General features: G+C 78.0%; 20 protein-coding genes. 13 read left to right on the top strand and 7 right to left on the bottom strand.

Annotated features, from left to right (window positions below; all coding sequences use genetic code 11):
- The first annotated feature begins 63 nt into the window (after positions 1–63).
- The 4 genes from ACRYR7_RS16080 to ACRYR7_RS16065 all read left to right on the top strand — a co-directional run bounded on the left by ACRYR7_RS16080 (position 64) and on the right by ACRYR7_RS16065 (position 5,271).
- Positions 64–1,527, top strand: a complete 1,464-nt coding sequence (locus ACRYR7_RS16080; protein ID WP_432573115.1) for a protein adenylyltransferase SelO — start codon at positions 64–66, stop codon at positions 1,525–1,527.
- Positions 1,528–1,628: 101 nt separating this feature from the next.
- Positions 1,629–2,195 carry a 2Fe-2S iron-sulfur cluster-binding protein gene (locus ACRYR7_RS16075; protein WP_432573114.1) on the top strand — a complete coding sequence of 189 codons (567 nt, stop codon included), beginning with the start codon at positions 1,629–1,631 and terminating at the stop codon, positions 2,193–2,195.
- Positions 2,192–3,190, top strand: coding sequence for an FAD binding domain-containing protein (locus tag ACRYR7_RS16070; protein ID WP_432573113.1), 999 nt, complete (start codon positions 2,192–2,194; stop codon positions 3,188–3,190). The genes ACRYR7_RS16075 and ACRYR7_RS16070 overlap by 4 nt, the downstream gene beginning before the upstream one ends.
- Positions 3,187–5,271 carry a xanthine dehydrogenase family protein molybdopterin-binding subunit gene (locus tag ACRYR7_RS16065; protein WP_432573112.1) on the top strand — a complete coding sequence of 695 codons (2,085 nt, stop codon included), beginning with the start codon at positions 3,187–3,189 and terminating at the stop codon, positions 5,269–5,271. The genes ACRYR7_RS16070 and ACRYR7_RS16065 overlap by 4 nt, the downstream gene beginning before the upstream one ends.
- Positions 5,272–5,392: 121 nt before the next feature.
- On the opposite strand, the gene ACRYR7_RS16060 is transcribed toward ACRYR7_RS16065, so the two are convergent.
- Genes ACRYR7_RS16060 through ACRYR7_RS16030 form a run of 7 tightly spaced genes read right to left on the bottom strand, consistent with a single transcriptional unit; the run spans position 5,393 to position 14,935 of the window.
- Positions 5,393–6,379: a glycosyltransferase family 9 protein gene (locus tag ACRYR7_RS16060; RefSeq protein ID WP_432573111.1), complete on the bottom strand. Its 987-nt coding sequence runs from the start codon at positions 6,377–6,379 to the stop codon at positions 5,393–5,395.
- The gene (locus ACRYR7_RS16055) at positions 6,376–7,770 is read right to left on the bottom strand and encodes a PfkB family carbohydrate kinase (protein WP_432573110.1); all 1,395 of its coding nucleotides are present in this window, start codon (positions 7,768–7,770) and stop codon (positions 6,376–6,378) included. The genes ACRYR7_RS16060 and ACRYR7_RS16055 overlap by 4 nt, the downstream gene beginning before the upstream one ends.
- The gene (locus ACRYR7_RS16050) at positions 7,767–9,608 is read right to left on the bottom strand and encodes a glycosyltransferase (RefSeq protein WP_432573117.1); all 1,842 of its coding nucleotides are present in this window, start codon (positions 9,606–9,608) and stop codon (positions 7,767–7,769) included. Before ACRYR7_RS16050 ends, ACRYR7_RS16055 begins: the two co-directional genes overlap by 4 nt.
- Positions 9,609–9,655: 47 nt before the next feature.
- Positions 9,656–10,627, bottom strand: a complete 972-nt coding sequence (locus ACRYR7_RS16045; protein ID WP_432573109.1) for a glycosyltransferase — start codon at positions 10,625–10,627, stop codon at positions 9,656–9,658.
- Positions 10,624–11,688, bottom strand: a complete 1,065-nt coding sequence (locus ACRYR7_RS16040) for a glycosyltransferase family 9 protein (protein ID WP_432573108.1) — start codon at positions 11,686–11,688, stop codon at positions 10,624–10,626. The genes ACRYR7_RS16045 and ACRYR7_RS16040 overlap by 4 nt, the downstream gene beginning before the upstream one ends.
- Positions 11,685–13,238: an HAD-IIIA family hydrolase gene (locus ACRYR7_RS16035; protein WP_432573107.1), complete on the bottom strand. Its 1,554-nt coding sequence runs from the start codon at positions 13,236–13,238 to the stop codon at positions 11,685–11,687. The genes ACRYR7_RS16040 and ACRYR7_RS16035 overlap by 4 nt, the downstream gene beginning before the upstream one ends.
- Complete coding sequence (locus ACRYR7_RS16030) at positions 13,235–14,935, bottom strand: carbamoyltransferase family protein (RefSeq protein ID WP_432573106.1); 1,701 nt, start codon at positions 14,933–14,935, stop codon at positions 13,235–13,237. The genes ACRYR7_RS16035 and ACRYR7_RS16030 overlap by 4 nt, the downstream gene beginning before the upstream one ends.
- A gap of 170 nt (positions 14,936–15,105) precedes the next feature.
- Here ACRYR7_RS16030 and ACRYR7_RS16025 point away from each other — a divergent pair, with 170 nt between their 5' ends.
- The 9 genes from ACRYR7_RS16025 to ACRYR7_RS15985 all read left to right on the top strand — a co-directional run bounded on the left by ACRYR7_RS16025 (position 15,106) and on the right by ACRYR7_RS15985 (position 20,997).
- Positions 15,106–15,702: a CDP-alcohol phosphatidyltransferase family protein gene (locus ACRYR7_RS16025; protein ID WP_432573105.1), complete on the top strand. Its 597-nt coding sequence runs from the start codon at positions 15,106–15,108 to the stop codon at positions 15,700–15,702.
- An 89-nt stretch (positions 15,703–15,791) separates the two neighbouring features.
- Complete coding sequence (locus tag ACRYR7_RS16020; RefSeq protein ID WP_432573104.1) at positions 15,792–16,682, top strand: DUF881 domain-containing protein; 891 nt, start codon at positions 15,792–15,794, stop codon at positions 16,680–16,682.
- On the top strand, positions 16,679–17,011 hold the full coding sequence (locus ACRYR7_RS16015; RefSeq protein ID WP_432573103.1) for a small basic family protein: 333 nt from the start codon (positions 16,679–16,681) through the stop codon (positions 17,009–17,011). Before ACRYR7_RS16020 ends, ACRYR7_RS16015 begins: the two co-directional genes overlap by 4 nt.
- Complete coding sequence (locus tag ACRYR7_RS16010) at positions 17,008–17,817, top strand: DUF881 domain-containing protein (RefSeq protein WP_432573102.1); 810 nt, start codon at positions 17,008–17,010, stop codon at positions 17,815–17,817. Before ACRYR7_RS16015 ends, ACRYR7_RS16010 begins: the two co-directional genes overlap by 4 nt.
- 59 nt (positions 17,818–17,876) lie before the next feature.
- Positions 17,877–18,266 carry a glycine cleavage system protein GcvH gene (gcvH, locus tag ACRYR7_RS16005; protein ID WP_432573101.1) on the top strand — a complete coding sequence of 130 codons (390 nt, stop codon included), beginning with the start codon at positions 17,877–17,879 and terminating at the stop codon, positions 18,264–18,266.
- Between the two features lie 158 nt (positions 18,267–18,424).
- Positions 18,425–18,949: an FHA domain-containing protein gene (locus tag ACRYR7_RS16000; RefSeq protein WP_432573100.1), complete on the top strand. Its 525-nt coding sequence runs from the start codon at positions 18,425–18,427 to the stop codon at positions 18,947–18,949.
- A 47-nt stretch (positions 18,950–18,996) separates the two neighbouring features.
- Positions 18,997–19,698, top strand: coding sequence for a transcriptional regulator FtsR (gene ftsR, locus ACRYR7_RS15995; protein ID WP_432573116.1), 702 nt, complete (start codon positions 18,997–18,999; stop codon positions 19,696–19,698).
- 71 nt (positions 19,699–19,769) lie between these two features.
- Positions 19,770–20,264, top strand: a complete 495-nt coding sequence (locus tag ACRYR7_RS15990; protein WP_432573099.1) for a bifunctional nuclease family protein — start codon at positions 19,770–19,772, stop codon at positions 20,262–20,264.
- A gap of 133 nt (positions 20,265–20,397) precedes the next feature.
- Positions 20,398–20,997: a MerR family transcriptional regulator gene (locus tag ACRYR7_RS15985; RefSeq protein ID WP_432573098.1), complete on the top strand. Its 600-nt coding sequence runs from the start codon at positions 20,398–20,400 to the stop codon at positions 20,995–20,997.
- The last annotated feature ends 67 nt before the right edge of the window (positions 20,998–21,064 follow it).

Here is a 21,064-nt window from a genome sequence, read left to right as displayed (position 1 = left end):
GCCGTGGCCAGCGGCTGGGCCGGGGCGCGGGCGGTGCCCGGCGCGCGCCCGTACGCTCGCGGGGTGAGCGTCGCACCGCACCCGGCCGTCGTCCTCGGGCACCGCTTCGCCGACGAGCTGCCGGAGATGGCGCTGCCCTGGCGCGCCGAGCAGGCCCCGGACCCGCGCCTCGTCGTCCTCGACGAGGAGCTGGCCGCCGAGCTGGGCCTGGACGCGCGGTGGCTCTCCGGCCCCGACGGCGCCCGGTTGCTCGCCGGCACCGCCGTGCCCGAGGGGGCCGAACCGGTCGCCCAGGCCTACGCCGGGCACCAGTTCGGCGGGTTCGTCCCGCGCCTGGGCGACGGGCGCGCCCTGCTGCTGGGGGAGATCACCGGACCCGACGGCCGGCTGCGCGACCTGCACCTGAAGGGCTCCGGGCGCACCCCCTTCGCCCGCGGCGGCGACGGCCTGGCCGCCCTGGGCCCCATGCTGCGCGAGCACCTCGTCAGCACCGCCATGCACGCCCTGGGCGTGCCCACCACCCGCTCCCTGGCCGTGGTCGCCACCGGCCGCGCCGTGCAGCGCGAGACGCCGCTGCCCGGCGCGGTCCTGGCCCGCGTCGCCGCCAGCCACCTGCGCGTGGGCAGCTTCCAGTACGCCCGCGCCACCGGCGACCTCGACCTGCTGCGCCGCCTGGCCGACCACGCGATCTCCCGGCACCACCCCGCCGCGGCCGAGGCCGCGAACCCGCCCCTGGCGCTGTTCGAGGCCGTCGCCGCCGCCCAGGCCTCGCTCGTGGCCCGCTGGATGCTCCTCGGGTTCGTCCACGGGGTGATGAACACCGACAACACCACGATCTCCGGCGAGACCATCGACTACGGGCCCTGCGCCTTCCTGGACGCCTACGACCCCTCCACGGTCTACAGCTCCATCGACCACGGCGGGCGCTACGCCCACGGCAACCAGCCGGCCGTGGCCCAGTGGAACCTCGCCCGCCTCGCCGAGGCGATGCTGCCGCTGCTGCACGAGGACGAGGAGCGCGCGGTCGAGCTCGCCGTGGCCTCCCTCGACGGGTTCCGCACCGCCTACGAGGCCGCCTGGACCGCCGGGGCGCGCGCCAAGCTCGGCCTGCCCGCCGGCACCGACCCCGCGCTCGTCGCCGCGCTGGCCGAGGAGTTCCTCACCCTCCTGCAGGCCCCGCGCGCCGATCTCACCTCCTCCTTCCGCGCGCTGGCCGCCGCCGCCCGCGGCGACGCCGAGCCGCTGCGCCGCAACTTCCTCGACGTCGACGCCCTCGACGACTGGGTGCGCCGCTGGCGCGCCCTGGACCCCGACCCCGGCGCGGTGGAGCGCGCCAACCCCCTCTACGTGCCGCGCAACCACCTCGTGGAGGAGGCGCTCGAGGCCGCCACCGCCGGGGACACCGGCCCGTTCCAGCGGCTGCTGGACGTCGTGCGCGCCCCGTTCGAGGAGCGCCCCGGCCTGGAGCGCTACGCGGCCCCCGCACCGCCGGACTTCGGGGCGTACCGGACCTTCTGCGGGACCTGAGCCCGGCCGCACCCGCAGGTGCGGGGCCCGCGGGGTTCGTCGGCCCGCACCCGCGGTCCGGGGTGCGGGCGGAGGGGAACGGGGGAACGCTGCGGGCAGCGATGGAGGGAGCCCGCGTGAGCGGCGAGACGACGCACCGCCCGGCCCGCACCCGCACGGTGCGCCTGCGCGTGGACGGCGAGGACCACGTCCTCGACGTCGACACCCGCACGAGCCTGCTGGACGCCCTGCGCGACCGGCTGGGCAACACCTCGCCCAAGAAGGGGTGCGACCACGGCCAGTGCGGGGCGTGCACCGTCCTGCTGGACGGCCGGCGCCAGCTGCCCTGCCTGAGCCTGGCCGTGGCCGTCGACGGCTCGGAGGTGGTCACCGCCGCCGGCCTCGGCGGACCGGACGGCCTGCACCCCGTGGCCCGCGCCTTCCTGGACCGCGACGCCCTGCAGTGCGGCTACTGCACCCCCGGGCAGGTGTGCTCCGCCGTCGGGGTGCTCGCCGAGGTCGCCGCCGGCTCGCCCAGCCACGTCAGCCCCGACCTCACCGCACCCGTGGAGCTGGACGAGGCCGAGGTCCGCGAGCGCATGAGCGGGAACCTGTGCCGCTGCGGCGCGTACGCCGGCATCGTCGAGGCCGTGCTGCGGGTCGCCCGCGAGCGGGGGGAGGACGCGTGAGGCCCTTCGACTACCAGCGCGCCGAGGACGCGGCCGGCGCCGTCGCCACCGTCGCCGCCCGCCCCGGCGCCGCCTTCCTGGGCGCGGGCACCAACCTCGTCGACCACCTCAAGCTCGGCCTCACCGAGCCGGACCTGCTCGTGGACGTCACCCGCCTGCCGCTGGACACCGTCGAGGAGCTGCCCGGCGGGGGCCTGCGCGTGGGCGCGACCGTGCGCAACTCCGACCTGGCCGGCCACCCCGCGGTGCGCCGCGACTACCCGGTCCTGGCGATGGCGCTGCTCGCCGGCGCCTCCGGGCAGCTGCGCAACATGGCGACCACCGCCGGGAACCTGCTGCAGCGCACCCGGTGCGCGTACTTCCAGGACGTCACCACGCCCTGCGGCAAGCGCACCCCGGGACAGGGGTGCTCGGCGCTCGGCGGCTACACCCGCTACCACGCCGTCCTCGGCGCCTCCGAGCACTGCATCGCCACCCACCCCTCCGACATGGCCGTCGGCATGGCGGTGCTCGACCCCACCGTGGTCGTCCTCGGCGCGCACGGCACCAAGCGCCTCGCGTTCGAGGAGCTGCACCGGCTGCCCGGGGAGGAGCCCTGGCGCGACACCGTCCTGGAGCACGGCGACCTGATCACCGCCGTGGAGGTCCCGGCCGTGCCCGCCGCCCGCACCTCGCTGTACCGCAAGGTGCGCGACCGCGCCTCCTACGCCTTCGCCCTCGTCTCGGTCGCCGCCGTCCTGGAGGTCGACGACGGCACCGTCACCGACGTCCGCCTCGCCCTCGGCGGCGTCGCGCACAAGCCCTGGCGCGCCCGGCGCGCCGAGCAGGTGCTGCGCGGCGGACCGGCCACCGAGGACGCCTTCCGCGCCGCCGCCGACGCGGAGCTGGCCGACGCCCACCCCCGGCCCGGCAACGCCTTCAAGGTGCCCATGGCGCGCGGGGCGATCGTCGCGTCCCTGCGCGAGCTCGCCGGCCGCCAGCAGGAGCACCGGTGACCGGCGCGATCGTGCCCGTCTCGATCGGCGCCGACCTCGAGCGCCTCGACGGGGCCCTGAAGGTGACCGGCGAGGCGCCGTACGCCTACGAGCAGCGCGTCGACGCCCCCGCCCACCTGCACCCGGTGCAGTCCACGATCGCCCGCGGCCGCGTCACCGCCGTCGACACCTCCGCCGCGAGGGCGCTGGAGGGCGTCCTGCACGTGCTGACGCCCGCGAACGCGCCCCGCCTGGCCGGCACCGACGACGCCGAGTTCGCGGTCCTGCAGACCGACGAGGTGCACTACCGCGGCCAGGTCGTCGCCGCCGTCGTCGCCGACACCCCCGAGGTCGCCCGCGAGGCCGCCGGCCTGGTGCGCGTGGAGTACGACGAGCAGCCGCACGACGTGGTGCTCAGCCGCGGCAGCGACCTGTACGCGCCCGACGCGGTCAACCCCTCCTTCGAGACCGACCTGGCCGGCGGCGACGTCGACGCGGCCCTGGCCTCCGCCGCCGTCACCGTCGACGAGTGGTACTCCACGCCGTGGGAGAACAACAACCCCATGGAGCCGCACACCACGCTGGCCCTGTGGGACGCCCGCGGGTTCACCGTCCACGACTCCACCCAGGGCGTGCACGCGGTGAAGAAGACGCTGGTGAGCGTCTTCGGACTCGACGCAGACCGGGTGCGCGTGATCGCCCCGCACGTCGGCGGCGGCTTCGGCTCCAAGGGGAACCCGCACCCGCACGAGGTGCTCGTGTGCCTGGCCGCGCAGGCCGTGCCCGGCCGCACCGTCAAGTACGCCGTCACGCGCCAGCAGATGTTCTCCTTCACCGGGTACCGCACCCCCACGATCCAGCGGGTGCGCCTGGGCGCCGACGCGTCCGGCCGCCTCACCGCGGTCGACCACCACGCCCTCGGCCAGACCGCCCGGTTCAAGGAGTTCGCCGAGCAGACCGCCGTGATCAGCCGGTTCATGTACGCGGGCGAGAACCGCAGCAGCACCCACCGGCTGGCCGCGCTCGACGTGCCCGCGCCGTCGTGGATGCGCGCCCCGGGCGAGTGCCCCGGTTCGTTCGCCCTCGAGACGGCGATGGACGAGCTGGCCGCCGCCTGCGGCGTGGACCCCGTCGAGCTGCGCGTGCGCAACGACCCCGAGCGCGACCCCGAGTCCGGTCAGCCCTGGTCCGGCCGTCACCTCGTGCAGTGCCTGCGCGAGGGGGCCGAGCGCTTCGGCTGGGCCGGGTGCGACCCGCGCCCCCGGCAGCGACTGGAGGACGGCTGGTGGGTCGGCACCGGCGTCGCCTGCTCGGTCTACCCGGCCATGAGCATGCCCGGCAACCGGGCCCGCGTCGCCTACGGCGACGACGGGCGCTACCTGGTGCAGATCGGCGCCGCCGACATCGGCACCGGCGCGTGGACGGCCCTGACGCAGATCGCCGCCGACGCGCTGCGCGTGGGCGTGGACAGGGTGCGCCTCGAGATCGGCGACTCCGCCCTGCCCCCCGCCAGCGTCGCCGGCGGCTCCTCGGGGACCTCCTCGTGGGGCTCGGCGATCGTCGGTGCCGCCGAGGCGTTCCGCGCCGAGCACGGCCGATCCCCGCGACCGGGCGACGAGGTGACCGCCGGCGCCGCGGAGAACCCCGACGCGCAGCGGTACGCCACGTACTCCTTCGGGGCGCAGTTCAGCGAGGTCCGCGTGCACGCCGACACCGGCGAGGTGCGCCTGGCGCGCATGCTCGGCGTGTTCGACGTCGGCCGCGTCGTCAACCCCCGCACCGCCCGCTCGCAGTTCCTCGGCGCCATGACGATGGGTGTGTCGATGGCCCTGCACGAGGAGAGCGTCGTCGACCCCCGGTTCGGCCACGTCGTCAACCACGACTTCGCCCAGTACCACATCGCCACCAGCGCGGACGTGCCCGACCTGCGAGCGCACTGGATCGACGGGCACGACCCGCGCGTCAACCCCATGGGCACCCGGGGCATCGGCGAGCTCGGCATCGTCGGAGCCGCCGCGTGCGTCGCCAACGCCGCCTTCCACGCCACCGGCGTCCGCGTGCGCGACCTGCCCCTGACGCCCGACGCCTTCCTGCCCGGCTGAGCCCCGGGGGTCCTCGCGGGTCGGGTCCTCGCCCCGGAGTGGGACCTCGCCCGGGTCGCGGGACCTTCGGGACCCGGCACCCGGGCGCCGAGCAGCGACGGGCGCGGGCGGCGCGGGCGGCTCAGGCGGCGAGGAGCGGGCCGGCCGCGGCGAGGACCTCCTCGACGGTGATCCGCGCCAGCGTCGGGTCGACGTCCGCGCCGTGCGGGTCGCCGACGTAGTCCGTGGCCGCCGGGTCGCCGTGCCACAGGACGGTGTGCAGGTCGGCGTCGACGGCCGGGCCCCACCAGCGCGGCGGGGTGGGCCCGAACAGCAGCACCGACGGGGTCGCCAGCGCCGTGGCCACGTGCGCGGTGCCGGTGTCGCCGGACAGGACCAGGCGCGCGGAGCCCACCAGGTCCGCCAGGCCGTCCAGGTCCAGGGCCCCGCAGCGGTCCACCGCGCCGGCCGCGGCCAGCGCCGCGCCCAGGCCGGCCTCGTCGGCGGTGCCCGTCACGTGCACCTCGTGCCCGGCGGCCACCAGGTGCGTCACGACCGCGGCCCAGCGCCGCACCGGCCAGCGCCGGGAGGCGAACGCCGCCCCGGGGTGCACCACGACCGGGCCGTCGGCGGGCGGGTCGGCGGGGGAGGCGGGGCGGGGGCGCAGCCGCAGGTCCTGCGGGCCGCACCCGGCGCCCCACGCGGCCACCAGGCGGCACCAGCGCGCCACCTCGTGCTCGTCGCGCACCCACGCCGGACCCTCGAAGCCGTCGGTGCGGAACCCCAGCAGCTCATCGGGTCCGGTGGCGGCCAGCGGTTCCCGGCTGGCCGGGCCGTTGCCGTGCAGGTCCACCGCCAGGTGCCCGGAGCCCTTCGCGTGCAGCGGCCCCAACCCCGCGGTGACGAGCACCTCGTCGACGACCCCGCGCCGCTGCAGGAAGCCGCCGATGCCCGCCGGGGCCGCCAGCACCAGCCGGCGGTCCGGGAACGCCCGCCGCAGGCCCCGCAGGGCGGGCACGCCCGCGAGCAGGTCGCCCAGCCCGAGCGCGCGCAGCACCAGCAGGTCCGCGCCGGTCAGCTCGCGCGGCGCCCCGTCACCGGGTGCCGCGCCGGGTGCCGTCGCGCTCACGCGCGCCCGGCGCCGGCGGCCAGGATCGACGTCGTAGAGCGCCCGTCCAGGTACGGCAGCAGCACCACGCGACCGCCCCAGCTGCGCACCAGCTCCGCCTCCGGCAGCTCCGCGCCGCCGTAGTCGCCGCCCTTGGCCCACACGTCCGGGCGCAGCTGCGCCAGCGCCGCGCGCGGGTCGTCCTCGGTGAAGACGGCCACGGCGTCCACGCTGGCCAGCGCGCGCAGCACCCGCTCGCGGTCCTCCTGGCCCACCACCGGCCGGCCCGGGCCCTTCAGGCGGCGCACCGACTCGTCGGAGTTGATGAGCACCACCAGCGCGTCGCCCAGGCCGCGCGCGGCCTCCAGGCAGCCGATGTGCCCGGCGTGCAGGACGTCGAAGCAGCCGCCGGTGGCGACCAGGGTGCCGCCGGCGGCGCGCACCCGCGCCGCCACCTCCGCCGGGCTCAGCCCCGCGGGGCGCTGCGCCACCGGGGCCGGGGCGGGGGCGAAGAAGCCGTTCGTGCCGCCGGCGGCCACCCACGCCGAGGCGTCGCGCACCGCCCGCGCCAGCGCCGGCGACAGCGCGCCCGTGCGCGCCACCTCCAGCGCCGCGCTGGCCGCGAAGCGGTCCCCGGCGCCGCAGGGGTCGCCGGTGGCCGGCTCCGCCGGCAGGTGCAGCGCCTCGCTGCCCGCCGCGGCGCAGTACGCCCCGCGCGCGCCGGCCGTCACGCACACCGCGCCCGCGTCCCACAGGGCGCGCAGCTCCGCGGCCAGCTCCTCCGGCCGCAGGGACGCCGCGTCCAGGTGGTGGGCGGCCAGCGACCCGCGCGCCTCGGCGAGGTTCGGGGTCACCAGCGCGCAGCCGGGCACCGGCGCGCCGCCGCGCGGGTGCGGGTCCCACACCACCGGCACCCGGCGCGCGGCCTCGGCCAGCAGCTCGCGCAGCCGCGGCTCGCGGGTGGTGCCCGCGCCGTAGTCCGAGACCAGCACCACGTCCGCCGAGGCCAGCGCCGCGCGCGCCGCCCCCAGGGAGGCCGCGTCCGGCTGCGGGGTGCCCGGGCCGCCGTCGTCCAGGCGCACCAGCACCTGCCCGTCGGCGCGCACCCGCGACTTGCGGCGGGTGCCGCCCGCGTGCGGCAGCGCCACCACCTCCACCCCGCGCAGCAGGGAGCGCAGCCGCCGGCCCGCGTCGTCGTCGGCCACGGGGGCCACCAGCAGCACCTCCGCCGACGGCTCCAGGGCCGCCAGCAGCGCCGTCAGGCCCGCCCCGCCGGGGGACTCGCGCACCTCCTCCACGTCCACCACCGGCGCCGGCGCGTCCGGCGCGACGCGGTGCACCCCGCCGAGCACCTCCCGGTCCAGCAGCACGTCGCCGACCACGACGACGCGCCGGCCCGCCCGCGCGCTCACGCCGTGGCCCCGCGCGCCGCGACGGCCGTCAGGTCCAGCGACCGCGCGGCGCCGCGCGAGGCCGGCAGGTGCGCCTCCACGGCCACGCACAGCGTGTGCACCGCCATCAGGTGCCCCTCCTGGATCGCCGAGGTCGACGGGCCCGGCATCACCACGGCCTCGTCGGCCAGCTCCGCCAGCGGGTTGGGCACCGACGTCGTCATCGCCCACACCGCCAGCCCGCACTCGCGGGCCCGCTCCGCCGCGCGCAGCAGGTTCGCGCTGCGCCCGCTGGCCGACAGCAGCAGCAGCACGTCGCCGGGGCGGCCGTGGCCCTCGACCTGGCGGGCGAAGACCTCCTCCACCCCGTAGTCGTTGGCGATGGCCGTCACCGTGGAGGTCTCCGCGTGCAGCGAGATCGCCGACAGGGGACGGCGCTCGCCCAGGAAGCGGCCCACCAGCTCCGCCGTCAGGTGCTGCGCCTCGGCGGCGCTGCCGCCGTTGCCGGCCACCAGCAGCCGCCCGCCGGCGTCGACGACGCGCACCAGCTCCCGGCCCCAGCGGTCCAGCCGGTCCGCCTGGCGCTGCAGGGCGTCCAGCACCCCGCGCAGCTCCCCGAGGTGCTCGCGCACGTACCGGTGCGTGTTGAGCACCTCTCCGGCCTCCTCCAGCAGCAGTTCGTAGGCGGACTCGGTGGACGCGGCCACCCGGGCCCAGTCGTAGCGCTCCACGGCCACCTCCCGGCCCGCCGCGCCCAGCCGCGCGGCCACCGCCGGGTCCTCGACCACCGAGCGCACCGCCGCGGCCAGGTCGGCCGGGGCCACCCGCCCGTCGCCGTCCACCGGCACCAGCCGGCCGGTCACGCCGTCGCGGACGGTGTCGAGCATCCCGCCCACCGCCGAGGCCACCACGGGCACGCCCGCCGCCATCGCCTCCAGCACCGCGATGCCGAACGGCTCGTACCAGGGCGTGGCCAGCAGCGCGTCGCTGGAGGCCAGCAGCCCGGGCAGGTCCGCGGGCGCGACCCGGCCCACCAGGCGCACCCGGTCCGCCAGGCCCAGCTCCACGGCGATCTTCTGCAGGCGCACGGCCTCGTGGTCGCCGTCCAGGTCGTGCGCGGCGGGGCCGCCGGCCACCACCAGCTCCGCGTCGGGCAGCAGCTCCAGCGCGCGCACGGCCGCCTCCACGCCCTTGCGCGGCACAAGCCGCCCCACGCTCAGCAGCCGCGTGCGCACCCCGGGCCGGCGCGGGCCGACGACGTCCGCGCCCGCGCCCGCGAAGCGGGCGGTGTCCACCCCGCACGGCACGACCTGCACCCGCCGCGGCGGCGCGCCCGAGGCGCGCAGCTCCGCCACCTCGTCGCGGCACGTGGCGATGACCAGGTCCGCCTCGCGCGCCAGGCGCCGCTCGGCGTCCAGGCGCCCGGCCGGGCTGGTGTCCGCCTCGCCCTGGTAGCGGCGCTTGACGCTGCCCAGGGCGTGGAAGGTCTGCACCACCGGCACGCCGTGCGCGCGCGCCGCGGGCAGCGCCGCGGTGCCCGACATCCAGAAGTGGGCGTGCACCACGTCGGGGCGCTCGCGCGCGAACTCCTCGCGCAGCACGTCCGCGAAGGCGGGCATGAAGGGAGCCAGGTCGTCCTTGGCGACCGCCTCGGCCGGGCCGGCGTCCACGTGGACCACCTCCACGCCCGGGCGCAGCCGCGCGCGCCGCGGCAGGTCCGCCGCGTCGCGGCGCGTGTACACCACCACCTCGTGGCCGCGGTCGGCCAGCGCCGACGCCAGCGCGGCCACGTGGACGTTCTGCCCACCGGCGTCCACGCCGCCGAGCACGGCCAGGGGGCTCGCGTGCTCGGACACCATCGCGATCCGCCGCGGCGTGCGCGGACCACCGTTCCTCGCGGGGGCCGTCATGCCACCACCTCCTCGAGCAGTCGGTCCCAGTCAGCCAGGAAGCGTTCCACCCCGAACGCCGCCAGCGCGTGGCGGCGCGCCGCCGCACCCCGCTCGCGCGCCTCGTCCGGGTTCGCCAGCCACCGCCGCGCGGTGGTGATCAGCACCTCCGGGTCGCTGGAGAGCACGCCCGCCTGCGCGGGCACCGCCTCCGGCGCCGCCGTCGCCGGCAACGCCAGCACAGGCATCCCGATCATCATGGCCTCGATCATCGACAGGCCCAGGCTGGTCCAGCGGTAGGGGTGCAGGTACGCGCGGTGCGCGCCCAGCGCCTCGTGCAGCCGCGCCTGGGGCAGGTCCTCGTGCACCGTCAGGCCCTTGCCGGCCGCGGTGCCCTCCGCGCGGCGGGCCAGCTCGGCCACGCCCATGCCGTGCAGCGCCACGGGGACCTCCTCGGCCACCCGCAGCAGCACGTCGGTGCCGGCGACCCGCCAGCGGCGCACCGGCTCGTTGACGCTGGCCGCCAGCGACGCCGAGGTGCCCGCGTAGCGGTGCCCGGGGTCGATGACGCCGTGGTCCACCAGGGTGGTGCGCGCCCGGCCGCAGTCCCAGTACAGGCGGTTGAAGGAGGTCACGTGCGCGATCGGCACGGCGCGCTGGTCGGCCAGCGGGTGCCGGCTGTCGGCGGCGCCGGCGCGCGGGGCGTCGTGCTCGACGTAGACCGCGGGCACGTCCCGGCCGGGCCGGCGGCCCGTCCAGCGCTCCACCAGCTCCAGCTCCTCGGGCCGCTGCAGCACCACCGCGTCGAACTGCGTCGAGCGCAGGTCGGCCACCGGCACCTCCACGGCCGAGGCCGGCCAGTCCCAGGTGCGCGCGCGCCCGCGCCCGTCCGGGCCGCGGTCGTCCACCAGCGGCAGCAGGTACTCGTGCGCGCCGGAGACGAAGGCCGTCATCCACGACCCGTGCACGTGCCAGACGAGGATCCTCACGACGTCCCTCCCGCGGGAGCGCTCTCCCGCACCTCCTCGACGACCGTCCCGGGGACGGCCGGTGCCAGCGCCTCCACGGCCGCCACGACCTCTCGCGCGCCCACGCCCGCCAGGCAGGGGTGCCCGGGCACGGGGCACTCGCGCGCCCGCGTGCCCCGGCACGGCGCGCCCTGGTCGCCCAGCAGCACGTGCGGCACCCCGTGCGGGCCCCAGCGCTGCGCGGGCACCACGGGGGCGAACAGCGAGACCACGGGCGTGCCCACGGCCGCGGCCAGGTGCGCCGGGCCGGTGTTGCCCACCACCACGGCGTCCGCGGCGGCCAGCACGGCCGCCAGCCCGGGCAGGTCGGTGCGCCCGCCCAGGTCCACCGCGCGCGAGCCGGCCACGGCCGCGGTCAGCTCCCGCTCGCCGGGGCCGCCGGTGACGACGACCGCGCGGCCGGCGCGCACGAGCGCCTCGACGATGCCGGCGGCCTGCTGCGGCAGCGGCGCGCGCGCGGGCACCGAGGCGCCCGGGTGCACCACGACGTAGGAGTCCGGCAGCCCCTCGGGCACCGGCGCGGTGGTCAGCACGCGCAACCGGCCGTCGTCGCCGGCGGGCAGGGCGAAGCCCGCCGCCGCGGCCAGGTCCAGGGCGGCCACGGCCTCGCCGACGTCCGCGCGCGCGGTGCCCTCGCGGCGGTGGCGCACGTCCAGCAGCGAGCCGGGGTAGTCCTCGCTGGTGGCGCTGATGCGCGGCACCCCGGCCAGGCGCAGCAGCAGCGCCAGCGGCAGCGGGCTCTGGTGGAAGGAGGTGAACAGCACCGCCTCGTCGTACCCGCGCGCGCGCACGCGCGCCACGAGGTCCTCCACGGCGGCCGGGTCCACCGCGGCGGGCGAGAAGCCGCTCCACGGCGGGTCGAAGACCAGCACGTCGGCCACGCCGGGCAGCAGCCGGGCCGCGCCCGCCCCCGCCGGGGAGGCCAGCACGTCCACCGTGCCCGCCGCGGCCAGCGCGCGCACCGCGGGGCCGGTCAGCAGCACGTCGCCGTCGTTGTCGAGCCGGGCGGCCAGCAGCCTCACGACGCGGGCCCGGGGACCGGCCGCGCGGCGGCGAGCGCGAGGTCGACCGCCCCGGGCAGGGTGGCGGCGACCACGGGCGCCGCCTCGACCTCGGCCGGCAGCGTCACCGGCGTGGGCACGAGCACGGCGCGGGCCCCGGCCGAGAGCGCGGCCTCCACGTCGGCGCCGATGTCGCCGACGAGCAGGCACTCCGCGGGCAGCACGCCCAGCGCGCGGGCGGCGTCCAGGACCATGCCCGGCTCCGGCTTGCGGTGCGAGGAGGGCGCGCCGGGGCCGTCGGTGCACACCTGCACGGTGTCGAAGGGGCCCAGCAGCGCGGCCAGGCGGTCGTTGACCGCCCCGACCTGCTCCCGCGTGATCAGCCCGCGCGCCACCCCGGACTGGTTGCTGACCAGGCCGGTGCGCAGCCCCGCGGCGCGCACCCGCGCCAGCGCCTGCGCGGCGCCGTCCACGGGCTCCACCAGCTCCGGGTCGCCGTTGTAGGGCACGTCGTGCACCAGGGTGCCGTCGCGGTCGAAGAGCACCGCGCGCACCGGCGGCGGCCACGGCGCCGGCGGGGTGCGCCGCCAGCGCAGCTCGGCGCGCACCCGGTGCCACACCGCGGCCGGCGGGATCGCGGCGCTGGTGAGCAGCATGCGGCGCACCTCGGCGGCGTCGCGCGGGCCGGGGGCCACGCGCCGCCAGGCGAACTCCGCCGTCAGCCCCGCCCACGCCAGCGCCGCGAGCGCGGCCGCGCGCCGGCGGCCGGCCGCCCCGGCCACCACCGCGGCCGCGGCCGCAGCCGTGGTCGCCGCGTGCCAGGGCAGCCGGCCCACGGGCGACTGCGCGCGCTCGCGCCAGCGCGGCCCGTGCAGGGCGCCCATCGTGGCGTCGTCGGCGTTGCCGCGCTGCTGGCGCAGGCTGGCCAGGTCGTCCGAGGGGCGCACCGGGTGCACCGCGCCGTGCTCGCCGCGCACCAGCTCCCAGCCGGCGTCCAGCACGCGCAGCGCCAGGTCGGAGTCCTCGCGGAACGCCCGCGGGAACCGCTCGTCGAAACCGGCCACCCGCTCCAGCGCCGCGCGGCGGTAGGCCATGTCGGCGGTGATCCAGGCGGCGTCCTGCAGGCCGGCGGTGCCGCGCTCCCAGTCGGTCGGCCGGCGCCCGGCGGGCAGCGGCACGACGATGCGGCCCTGCACGCCGCCCACGCGCTCGCCGGCGGCGGCCAGGTCCGCGACCAGCCGCTCGGACCACTCCGGCGGCAGCTCCACGTCGTCGTCGACGAACGCCACCCACGGCGTGCGGGTGCGGCGCCAGCCGGCGTTGCGCGCCGCGGCCGGACCGCGCCCGCCCGAGCGCACCAGCCGCACGTCCAGGCCCCGCTCGCGGGCGCGCGCGCAGGCCGCCTCGCACGGGTCGGCGCCGCCGCCGTCGCGCCCGCGGCGGTCGTCGACCACCACGACGAGCTCGGGCGCCGGGCCGCGCTGCGCGGCCAGGGTGCCCAGCAGCACGTCGAGGCTGGGCCGTCCCACCGTGGGGACGACGACGGAGAACACGGTGCCAGCGGACCTCACGCGCCGGCGGTCCCGGACGCGCCCGAGCCGGCGGGCGCGGCGAACGTGCTGCGGCGCACCAGGTGCGGGCCCAGCACGAGCAGGTCCACCGGCGCCGAGCCGAACAGCTCCAGCGCGTCGCGCGGGTCGTCGACCATCGGGCGCCCGGCGGTGTTCAGGCTGGTGTTGACCACGACGGGCAGGCCGGTGCGCTCCTCGAACGCGCGCAGCAGCGCGGCCACCTTCGGGGTGCGCTCGTCGTCGACGGTCTGGATGCGCGCGGTGCCGTCGACGTGCGTGACGGCGGGGATCCGCTCGCGCCACTGCGGCGCCACGTCGTGCACGAAGAGCATGTAGGGGCTGGGGAACGGCCCGTCGGAGAAGATCTCCCGCGCCCGCTCGGTGAGCACCATCGGCGCCACCGGGCGGAACTGCTCGCGGCCCTTGACGTCGTTGAGGCGCTCGAGGTTCTCCTTCTTCCCCGGGTGCGCCATCAGCGAGCGGTGGCCCAGCGCGCGCGGGCCGAACTCGGCCCGGCCGTCGAACCAGGCCACCACGCCGTCGGCGGCCAGCACGTCGGCGACCTCGCCGGCGAGGTCCTCGGGGGTGGTGAAGGGCAGGCGCGCGGTGCGCAGCCAGTCGGCGAGCTCCTCGTCGCTCCAGGAGCGGCCCAGCGCGGCGTCGTGCATGGGCACGAGGGTCTCGCCGGCGTCGGCGGCCAGCTGCAGCGCGGCGCCCAGGGCGGTGCCCGAGTCGCCCGCGGCGGGCTGCACGAAGACCTCCTCGAAGGGCGACTCGCGCCAGATGCGCGAGTTCGCCACGCAGTTCAGGGCCGTGCCGCCGGCCATCGCCAGCACCCGGTCGCCGGTCTGCCCGTGCAGCCAGGTGGCGACCTCCACCAGGGTGCGCTCGAGGACCTCCTGCACGCTGGCTGCCAGGTCGGCGTGGTCGGTGTCGCGGCGCGGGTCCCACTGCTCGCCGTCGAGCAGGCGCGGCGCCCATCGCGACCAGTCCGGCGCCTGGGCGACGAACCCGCCGTCGCCGGTGGCGTGCACGAACTCGGCCAGCTCGTCGGCGAAGCGGGGCTTGCCGTAGGAGGCCAGCGCCATGACCTTGTACTCGTCCGAGGAGTGCAGGAAGCCCAGGTGCGCGGTGAGCGACTCGTACAGCAGGCCCAGGGAGTGCGGCAGGCGCTGGCTGGCCAGGACCTCCAGGGAGCCGCCGCGGTAGCGCCCGGCCAGCGAGGAGACGGCCTCGCCGCGCCCGTCGACGGTCAGGACGCTGCAGCCGCCCTCGCGCGCCGCCTCCGGCGAGGCCAGCCCCGCGGAGGCCGCGTGCGCGACGTGGTGCGGCACGTGGTGGACCTTCGCCGGGTCCAGGCCGGGCAGGGCGGTCGCCAGCGCCTCGGCGGCGCGCTCGGCGTAGCGGGTGCGGATGGCGTCGTCGGGGTCGCCCAGGTCCAGCTCGGAGGACGGCAGCACCAGGGAGGGGTCGTAGGAGTAGCCGACGAGGTCGAGGTCCTGCGGCCGCAGGCCCGCCGCCGCCAGGGCGTGCTTGATGGCCAGCTCCGGCAGCTCCCACGTCGAGTACGGCACGGGCCGCTTGCCGTGCTTGCGGCGGCTGAAGCGCTCCTCCTCCGCGGCGAAGACCACCTCGCCGTCGACCACGAGGGCGGCGGCGGGATCGTGGAAGACGGCGTTGACGCCGAGCACGCGCATGGGTGTCGACCCTCTCTCGAAAGTAGTGCGCCCGGTCCTGGAGCGTCCTGCACCGGTCCCGGCAGGGCCCGGACCGGCAGGGCCGTACCCTGCCAGGACCAGCCGACAGGTGCCCGTCGAGGGCCCGGCGCGGCGCGGCGGAGTCGAAGACAACCACACGGGGGTTCGCGGTGGGCACGGAGGGTGGCCGGGCGGTCAGCGACCGCGTCTGGACCCTGCCCAACGCCCTGAGCTTCCTGCGCCTGCTGCTGGTGCCGGTCTTCGCGCTGTTCATCGCCCGCGGCCACGACGGCTGGGCGCTGCTCGTGCTCGCCGTCAGCGGCGCCAGCGACTACCTGGACGGCTCCCTGGCCCGGCGCTGGGACCAGGTCACGCGGCTGGGCCAGCTCCTGGACCCCTTCGCCGACCGCCTCTACATCCTCTCCACGCTGCTGGGCCTGGCCTGGCGCGAGCTGGTGCCCTGGTGGCTGGTCGTCGTCCTCGTCGGCCGCGACGTCCTGCTGGCCTGCACGGTGCCGGTGCTGGCGAGCGTGGGCCACGGCCCGCCGCCGGTGCACTTCCTCGGCAAGGCCGGCACCTTCTGCCTGCTCTACGCCTTCCCGCTGCTGCTGCTGGGCGAGGTCAGCCCGGCGCTGTCGGACGTGGCCGGCGCCCTGGGGTGGGCCTTCGCGCTGTGGGGCACGGGCCTGTACTGGTGGGCGGGCGTGCTGTACGTGCAGCAGGTCGCCGCCGTGGTGCGCGCCGAGCGCTCCGGCGCCGGCGCGTGAGGCGCCCCCGCCCGGCGCGCGCCGCGCGCGCGCCGCAGCACCCCTCGCCGCACCCGCCGCCGCACCCGCCGCAGCGCCCGGACGCGAGCATGAGCCTGCTCACCGAGGCCATGCACCGGCCCCTGGACCCCGGCTACGCCGCGGCCGCGCAGCGCCGCCGCGAGGCCGGCGGGGAGCCGGCCGGCCGGCCCCGGGCGCTGACCGCGCTGGCGGCCCTGGTGCTCGGCGCCCTGCTCGCCGTCGCCGGCGTGCGCGCCGCGGCGGGCGCCCCGGACGCCGACCGCGGCCGCGCGGACCTGCTGGAGCGCGTGCGCGCCGGCACCGCCCGCGCCGACGGCCTCGCCGCGCGGGCGACCGCCCTGCGCGAGGGCAACGCCGCCCTGGCCGCCCGCCTGGGCGGTGCCGTCGCCGCCGCGGCCGGCGAGGAGGCCGGCGCCCTGGCGGTGGCCGCCGGCGCGACGGCCGTCACCGGCCCGGGCGTGGAGGTCGTCCTGGAGGACGCCCCGCGCGACCCCGCCGGCGCCGGCGCCGCCGCCCCCTCCGGGCGCGTGGTCGACCGCGACGTGCAGCTGCTCGTCAACGGGCTGTGGCAGGCCGGCGCCGAGGCCGTCGCCGTCAACGGGCTGCGGCTGTCCTCGCTGTCGTCCATCCGCGCCGCCGGCGAGGCCGTCCTGGTGGACTACCGGCCCCTGACCCCGCCGTACCGCGTGGAGGCCGTCGGCGACCCCGCGGTGCTGCAGACCCGGCTGGCCGCCTCGGTCGCCGGGCGCTACCTGCAGGTGCTGCAGGACAACTACGGCATCGGGGTGCGGGTGGGCGCGCGCTCGGGCGACGAGGAGCTGAGCCTGCCGGCCGCCGCCCGCCTGCAGCTGCGCGTGGCGCGCGGACCGGGCGGGGGCGCGGCGGGTACCGTTCCCACGCCCGCGGCGCCGGACGAGGCGGCGGGCGCACCGGGCGACGACGGGGGAGGGGCGCAGTGATCGCGGCCGTGGGGCTGCTGGTGGGCGTGGTGGCCGGGGTGCTGCTGCGGCCCGAGGTCCCCGTCTTCCTGCAGCCGTACCTGCCGATCGCGGTGGTGGCCGCCCTGGACGCCGTCTTCGGCGGCGTGCGCGCCGTGCTGGACGGCATCTTCGACGACAGGGTCTTCGTCGTCTCGTTCCTGTCCAACGCCGTGGTGGCCGCGCTCATCGTCTACCTGGGCGACCAGCTCGGCGTGGGCTCGCAGCTGTCCACCGGCGTGGTCGTGGTCCTGGGCGTGCGCATCTTCTCCAACGCCGCCGCGATCCGCCGGCACCTGCTGAAGGCGTGAGCGGGCCCGAGGGCCCCGGCGCCCCCGCGGGCGGCGCTTCCCGCGGCCCCGCCGCGCCCCGCTCGCCGTGGCGGCGCCTGTGGCACGCCGGGCGCCCGCGGGCCACCCGCGGCCAGCTGCTCGCCGGGCTGCTGTGCGCCGCGCTGGGCTTCGGCGTGGTGGCGCAGGTGCGCCAGAACGACGCGGCGGGCCTGGGCGAGCTGCGCCAGAGCGACCTGGTGCGCATCCTCGACGACACCGGCGAGCGCGGCGACCGGCTCGCCGAGGAGGTGCGCCAGCTGGAGGCGACCCGCGAGGAGCTCACCGCCGGCAGCGACTCGGCCGAGGCGGCCGCGCGCGCGGCGCGCCGGCGCGCCGAGGAGTACGGCCTGCTGGCGGGCACGGTGCCCGCCACCGGCCCCGGCGTCGTGGCCACGGTCGACGACCCCGCCGGGGCGGTGCGCGCGGCGAGCTTCGTCAGCCTGGTGCAGGAGCTGCGCGACGCGGGGGCCGAGGCCGTGCAGATCGGCCCGGTGCGCGTCGTGGCGAGCACCGCCTTCGAGGACCCCGGCGCCGGCCGGGGCCCGGGCGTGCTGGTCGACGGCACCGCGCTGGCCCCGCCGTACGAGGTGCGCGCGATCGCCGACCCGGCGACGCTCTCCACGGCGCTGGACATCCCCGGCGGCGTGCGCGAGTCGCTGCGCCAGCTCGGGGCGCAGCTGTCGGTGAGCACCCCGGAGCGGGTGGAGGTGACCGCCTTGCACGCCGTCTCGAGCCCTCAGTACGCTCGCCCGGCGTCGCCCGGCCCCGCGGCCGGCGGCGGCTGAACCGCTCCGGGCGAGCGCCCCGCGAGAGACACCCCCCACCACGAGGAGCGAGACGCCCCATGGCCTCCAGCGTGCCCGAGGACCTGCGCTACACCGCCGAGCACGAGTGGGTGCGCGTCGAGGACGGCGGCACGACGGTCCGCGTGGGCGTGACCGACCACGCGCAGGACGCCCTCGGCGACGTCGTGTACGTCTCCCTGCCCGCGGAGGGCGAGAGCGTCACCGCCGGCGCCTCCTGCGGCGAGGTGGAGTCCACCAAGAGCGTCAGCGAGATCAACGCGCCCGTCAGCGGCGTGGTGGCCGCGCAGAACCCCGGCCTGGAGACGCGCCCGGACCTGGTGAACTCCGACCCCTACGGCGAGGGCTGGATGTTCACGATCACCGTCTCGGACCCGGCCGAGCTGGAGGGCCTGCTCGACGCGGAGGCGTACCGCTCCCACGCCGGCTGAGCCGGCCCCGTCACCCGTCCGGACGGGTGGCGGGCACGGGGAGTGTGGAGGCCGCTGCGCGGGCCCGGCTAGGGTGGCGATCAGCGTCAGGAGCGGGGACCGTCCCGCTGCAGCGGGTCGCGCGGGTCGCGGTCCGCGGTGTTGCGAGAGGTGGTGCGATGTCTCCGTCGGGCACGTCCCCGGACGAGGGGACGACCCCCGGGCCGGCAGCGGACGAGCGTCCCGCCGACTCGACGATGTCGTTCGCGGGGCTGGCCGTCCCCGAGGTCCACGAGGCGGTCGAGGGCGGCCTGAGCCGCGACGACCAGGCGGCGGTGGAGGCCCTGCCGCCCGGCTCGGCGCTGCTGGTGGTGCGCCGCGGCCCCAACGCGGGCGCGCGGTTCCTGCTCGACGCGGAGCGGACCTCGGCCGGCCGGCACCAGACGAGCGACATCTTCCTCGACGACGTCACCGTCTCGCGCCGCCACGCGGAGTTCCTGCGCGCCCCCGACCCGGCCAGCGGCCCGGGCTTCCGGGTCCGCGACGTCGGCAGCCTCAACGGCACCTACGTCAACCGCGAGCGCATCGACGACGTGGTGCTGCGCGCCGGCGACGAGGTGCAGATCGGCAAGTACCGGATGGTCTACCACCCCAGTGCCCAGCAGGGCGGCCCCGCCGCGGGCGGGGGCGGGCGGACCGCGTGAGCGCGGCCACCTCGCGGGCGACCGCGTTCGACCCCGACGCCCCGCGCATGACGATCGGGGAGGTCATGGCGCTGCTGTCGCCGGACTACCCGGACGTGACGATCTCCAAGATCCGCTTCCTGGAGGAGCAGGGCCTGGTGGAGCCGCGGCGCACGGCCGCCGGCTACCGCAAGTTCTCCTCCTCGGACGTGGACCGGCTGCGGTACGTGCTCAGCGCCCAGCGCGACCACTACCTGCCGCTGCGGGTCATCCGCGAGAACCTGCAGGCGATCGACCGGGGCCTGGAGCCGCCCGAGCACACCGGGACGGCCCCGCGCGCGCCGGAGGCGGTGACCGGGGCCGCCCCGGCCGTCGAGCGCTTCGACGGGCGCGCGGCCCGGCTGCGGCTGACCCGCTCGGAGCTGCTGCGCGAGTCCGGCGTGGAGGCGGAGCTGCTGGACGCCCTGGAGGGCTTCGGCGTGCTGGCCCCGGCCCCGGGCGGGCCCTGGTACGACGGGGAGGCCCTGGAGGTGCTGCGCGCGGCGGCGACGCTGGCCGCGCACGGCATCGAGGCCCGGCACCTGCGGGTCTTCCGCACCGCCGCCGACCGGGAGGTCGCGCTGGCCGAGCAGGTCGCCGCCCCGCTGCAGCGGCAGCGCTCGGCGGACTCCGCGGCGCGCGCCGAGCAGGTCGCCCGCGAGATCGCCTCGGCCTGCCTGCGCCTGCACACCGCGCTGGTGGCCGGTGCGCTCGGGCGCGTCACGGGCTGATCGCGCGGCGGTCACCGGCGGGTCGGCGGCGCCGACCGCCGCCCGGGCCCCGGGAGGGGTACGGTGAACGCGTGCGCGCGCTCGATGTCATCGGCGTCAGGGTCGAGATGCCTTCCAACAACCCGATCGTGCTGCTGCGCGAGCGCGACGGGGACCGGTACCTGCCGATCTGGATCGGCGCGCCCGAGGCGAGCGCCATCGCCTTCGCGCAGCAGGGCGTGGTCCCCCCGCGGCCGCTGACCCACGACCTCCTCAAGGACGTCATCGCGGCCCTGGGCCGGCGCCTGGAGGAGGTGCGCATCGTCGAGGTGCGCGACAACGTCTACTTCGCCGAGCTCGCCTTCGACGGCGGTGCCACGGTCAGCTCGCGCACCTCGGACGCGATCGCCCTGGCGCTGCGCGTGGGGTGCCCCATCGTGAGCGCCGAGGAGGTCCTCGACTCCGGCGGCGTGCCGGTGCCCGACGAGGACGAGGACGAGGTCGAGAAGTTCCGCGAGTTCCTCGACCACATCACCCCCGAGGACTTCGAGTCCGGCTCCGGCCCGGCCCCGGGCTCGGACCGGTGAACCCCGGATCGGCGGGCGACGCGCCGCGCGCCTCGTTGACGCTCCGCGGGTGCGACTCTACGGTCAGTTGACAGGACGCTCCCGGTCGGCACGGCACCGACGATCGGACCGGGGCGATGAGGAGGAGGCCGGCGTGAGCAGAGGCGAGGCGGACGCTGGGTCGTCGCACGGCGAGGAGCCGGTCCCCGCGCAGGGCCTCCTGTTCGCCGACGACCAGCCCGGCCCGGACGAGGAGGTCGGCTACCGCGGCATCACCGCGTGCAAGGCGGCCGGCATCACCTACCGCCAGCTGGACTACTGGGCCCGCACGGGCCTGGTGGAGCCCAGCGTGCGCGGCGCCTCGGGGTCGGGCTCGCAGCGCCTGTACGGCTTCCGCGACATCCTGGTGCTCAAGGTGGTCAAGCGGCTGCTGGACACCGGCGTCTCCCTGCACCAGATCCGCACCGCGGTGACCCACCTGCGCCGGCGCGGGGTGGAGGACCTGGCCCAGATCACCCTCATGAGCGACGGCGCGAGCGTGTACGAGTGCACCTCCGCCGACGAGGTCATCGACCTCGTGCAGGGCGGTCAGGGCGTGTTCGGCATCGCGCTGGGCCGCGTGTGGCGCGAGGTGGAGGGCGAGCTGGCCTCGCTGCCCAGCGAGCGCCCCGCCCAGCGCACCGAGGTGACCGCCCCGGCGGTGGTCCTGGCCGACGAGCTCAGCACGCGCCGCAGGGCCCGCGAGGCCGGCTGACCCCGGCCCGGCACCGGGGCCCACCGCGGGCCACCCACCACGACGGCGCCCCGGCCACCGGCCGGGG

Source organism: Kineococcus gurbantunggutensis (assembly GCF_050871925.1).
Taxonomy (GTDB): Bacteria; Actinomycetota; Actinomycetes; order Actinomycetales; family Kineococcaceae; genus Kineococcus.
Note: the sequence above shows the minus strand (reverse complement) of the source record. Positions and strands in the feature narration are given on the sequence as shown.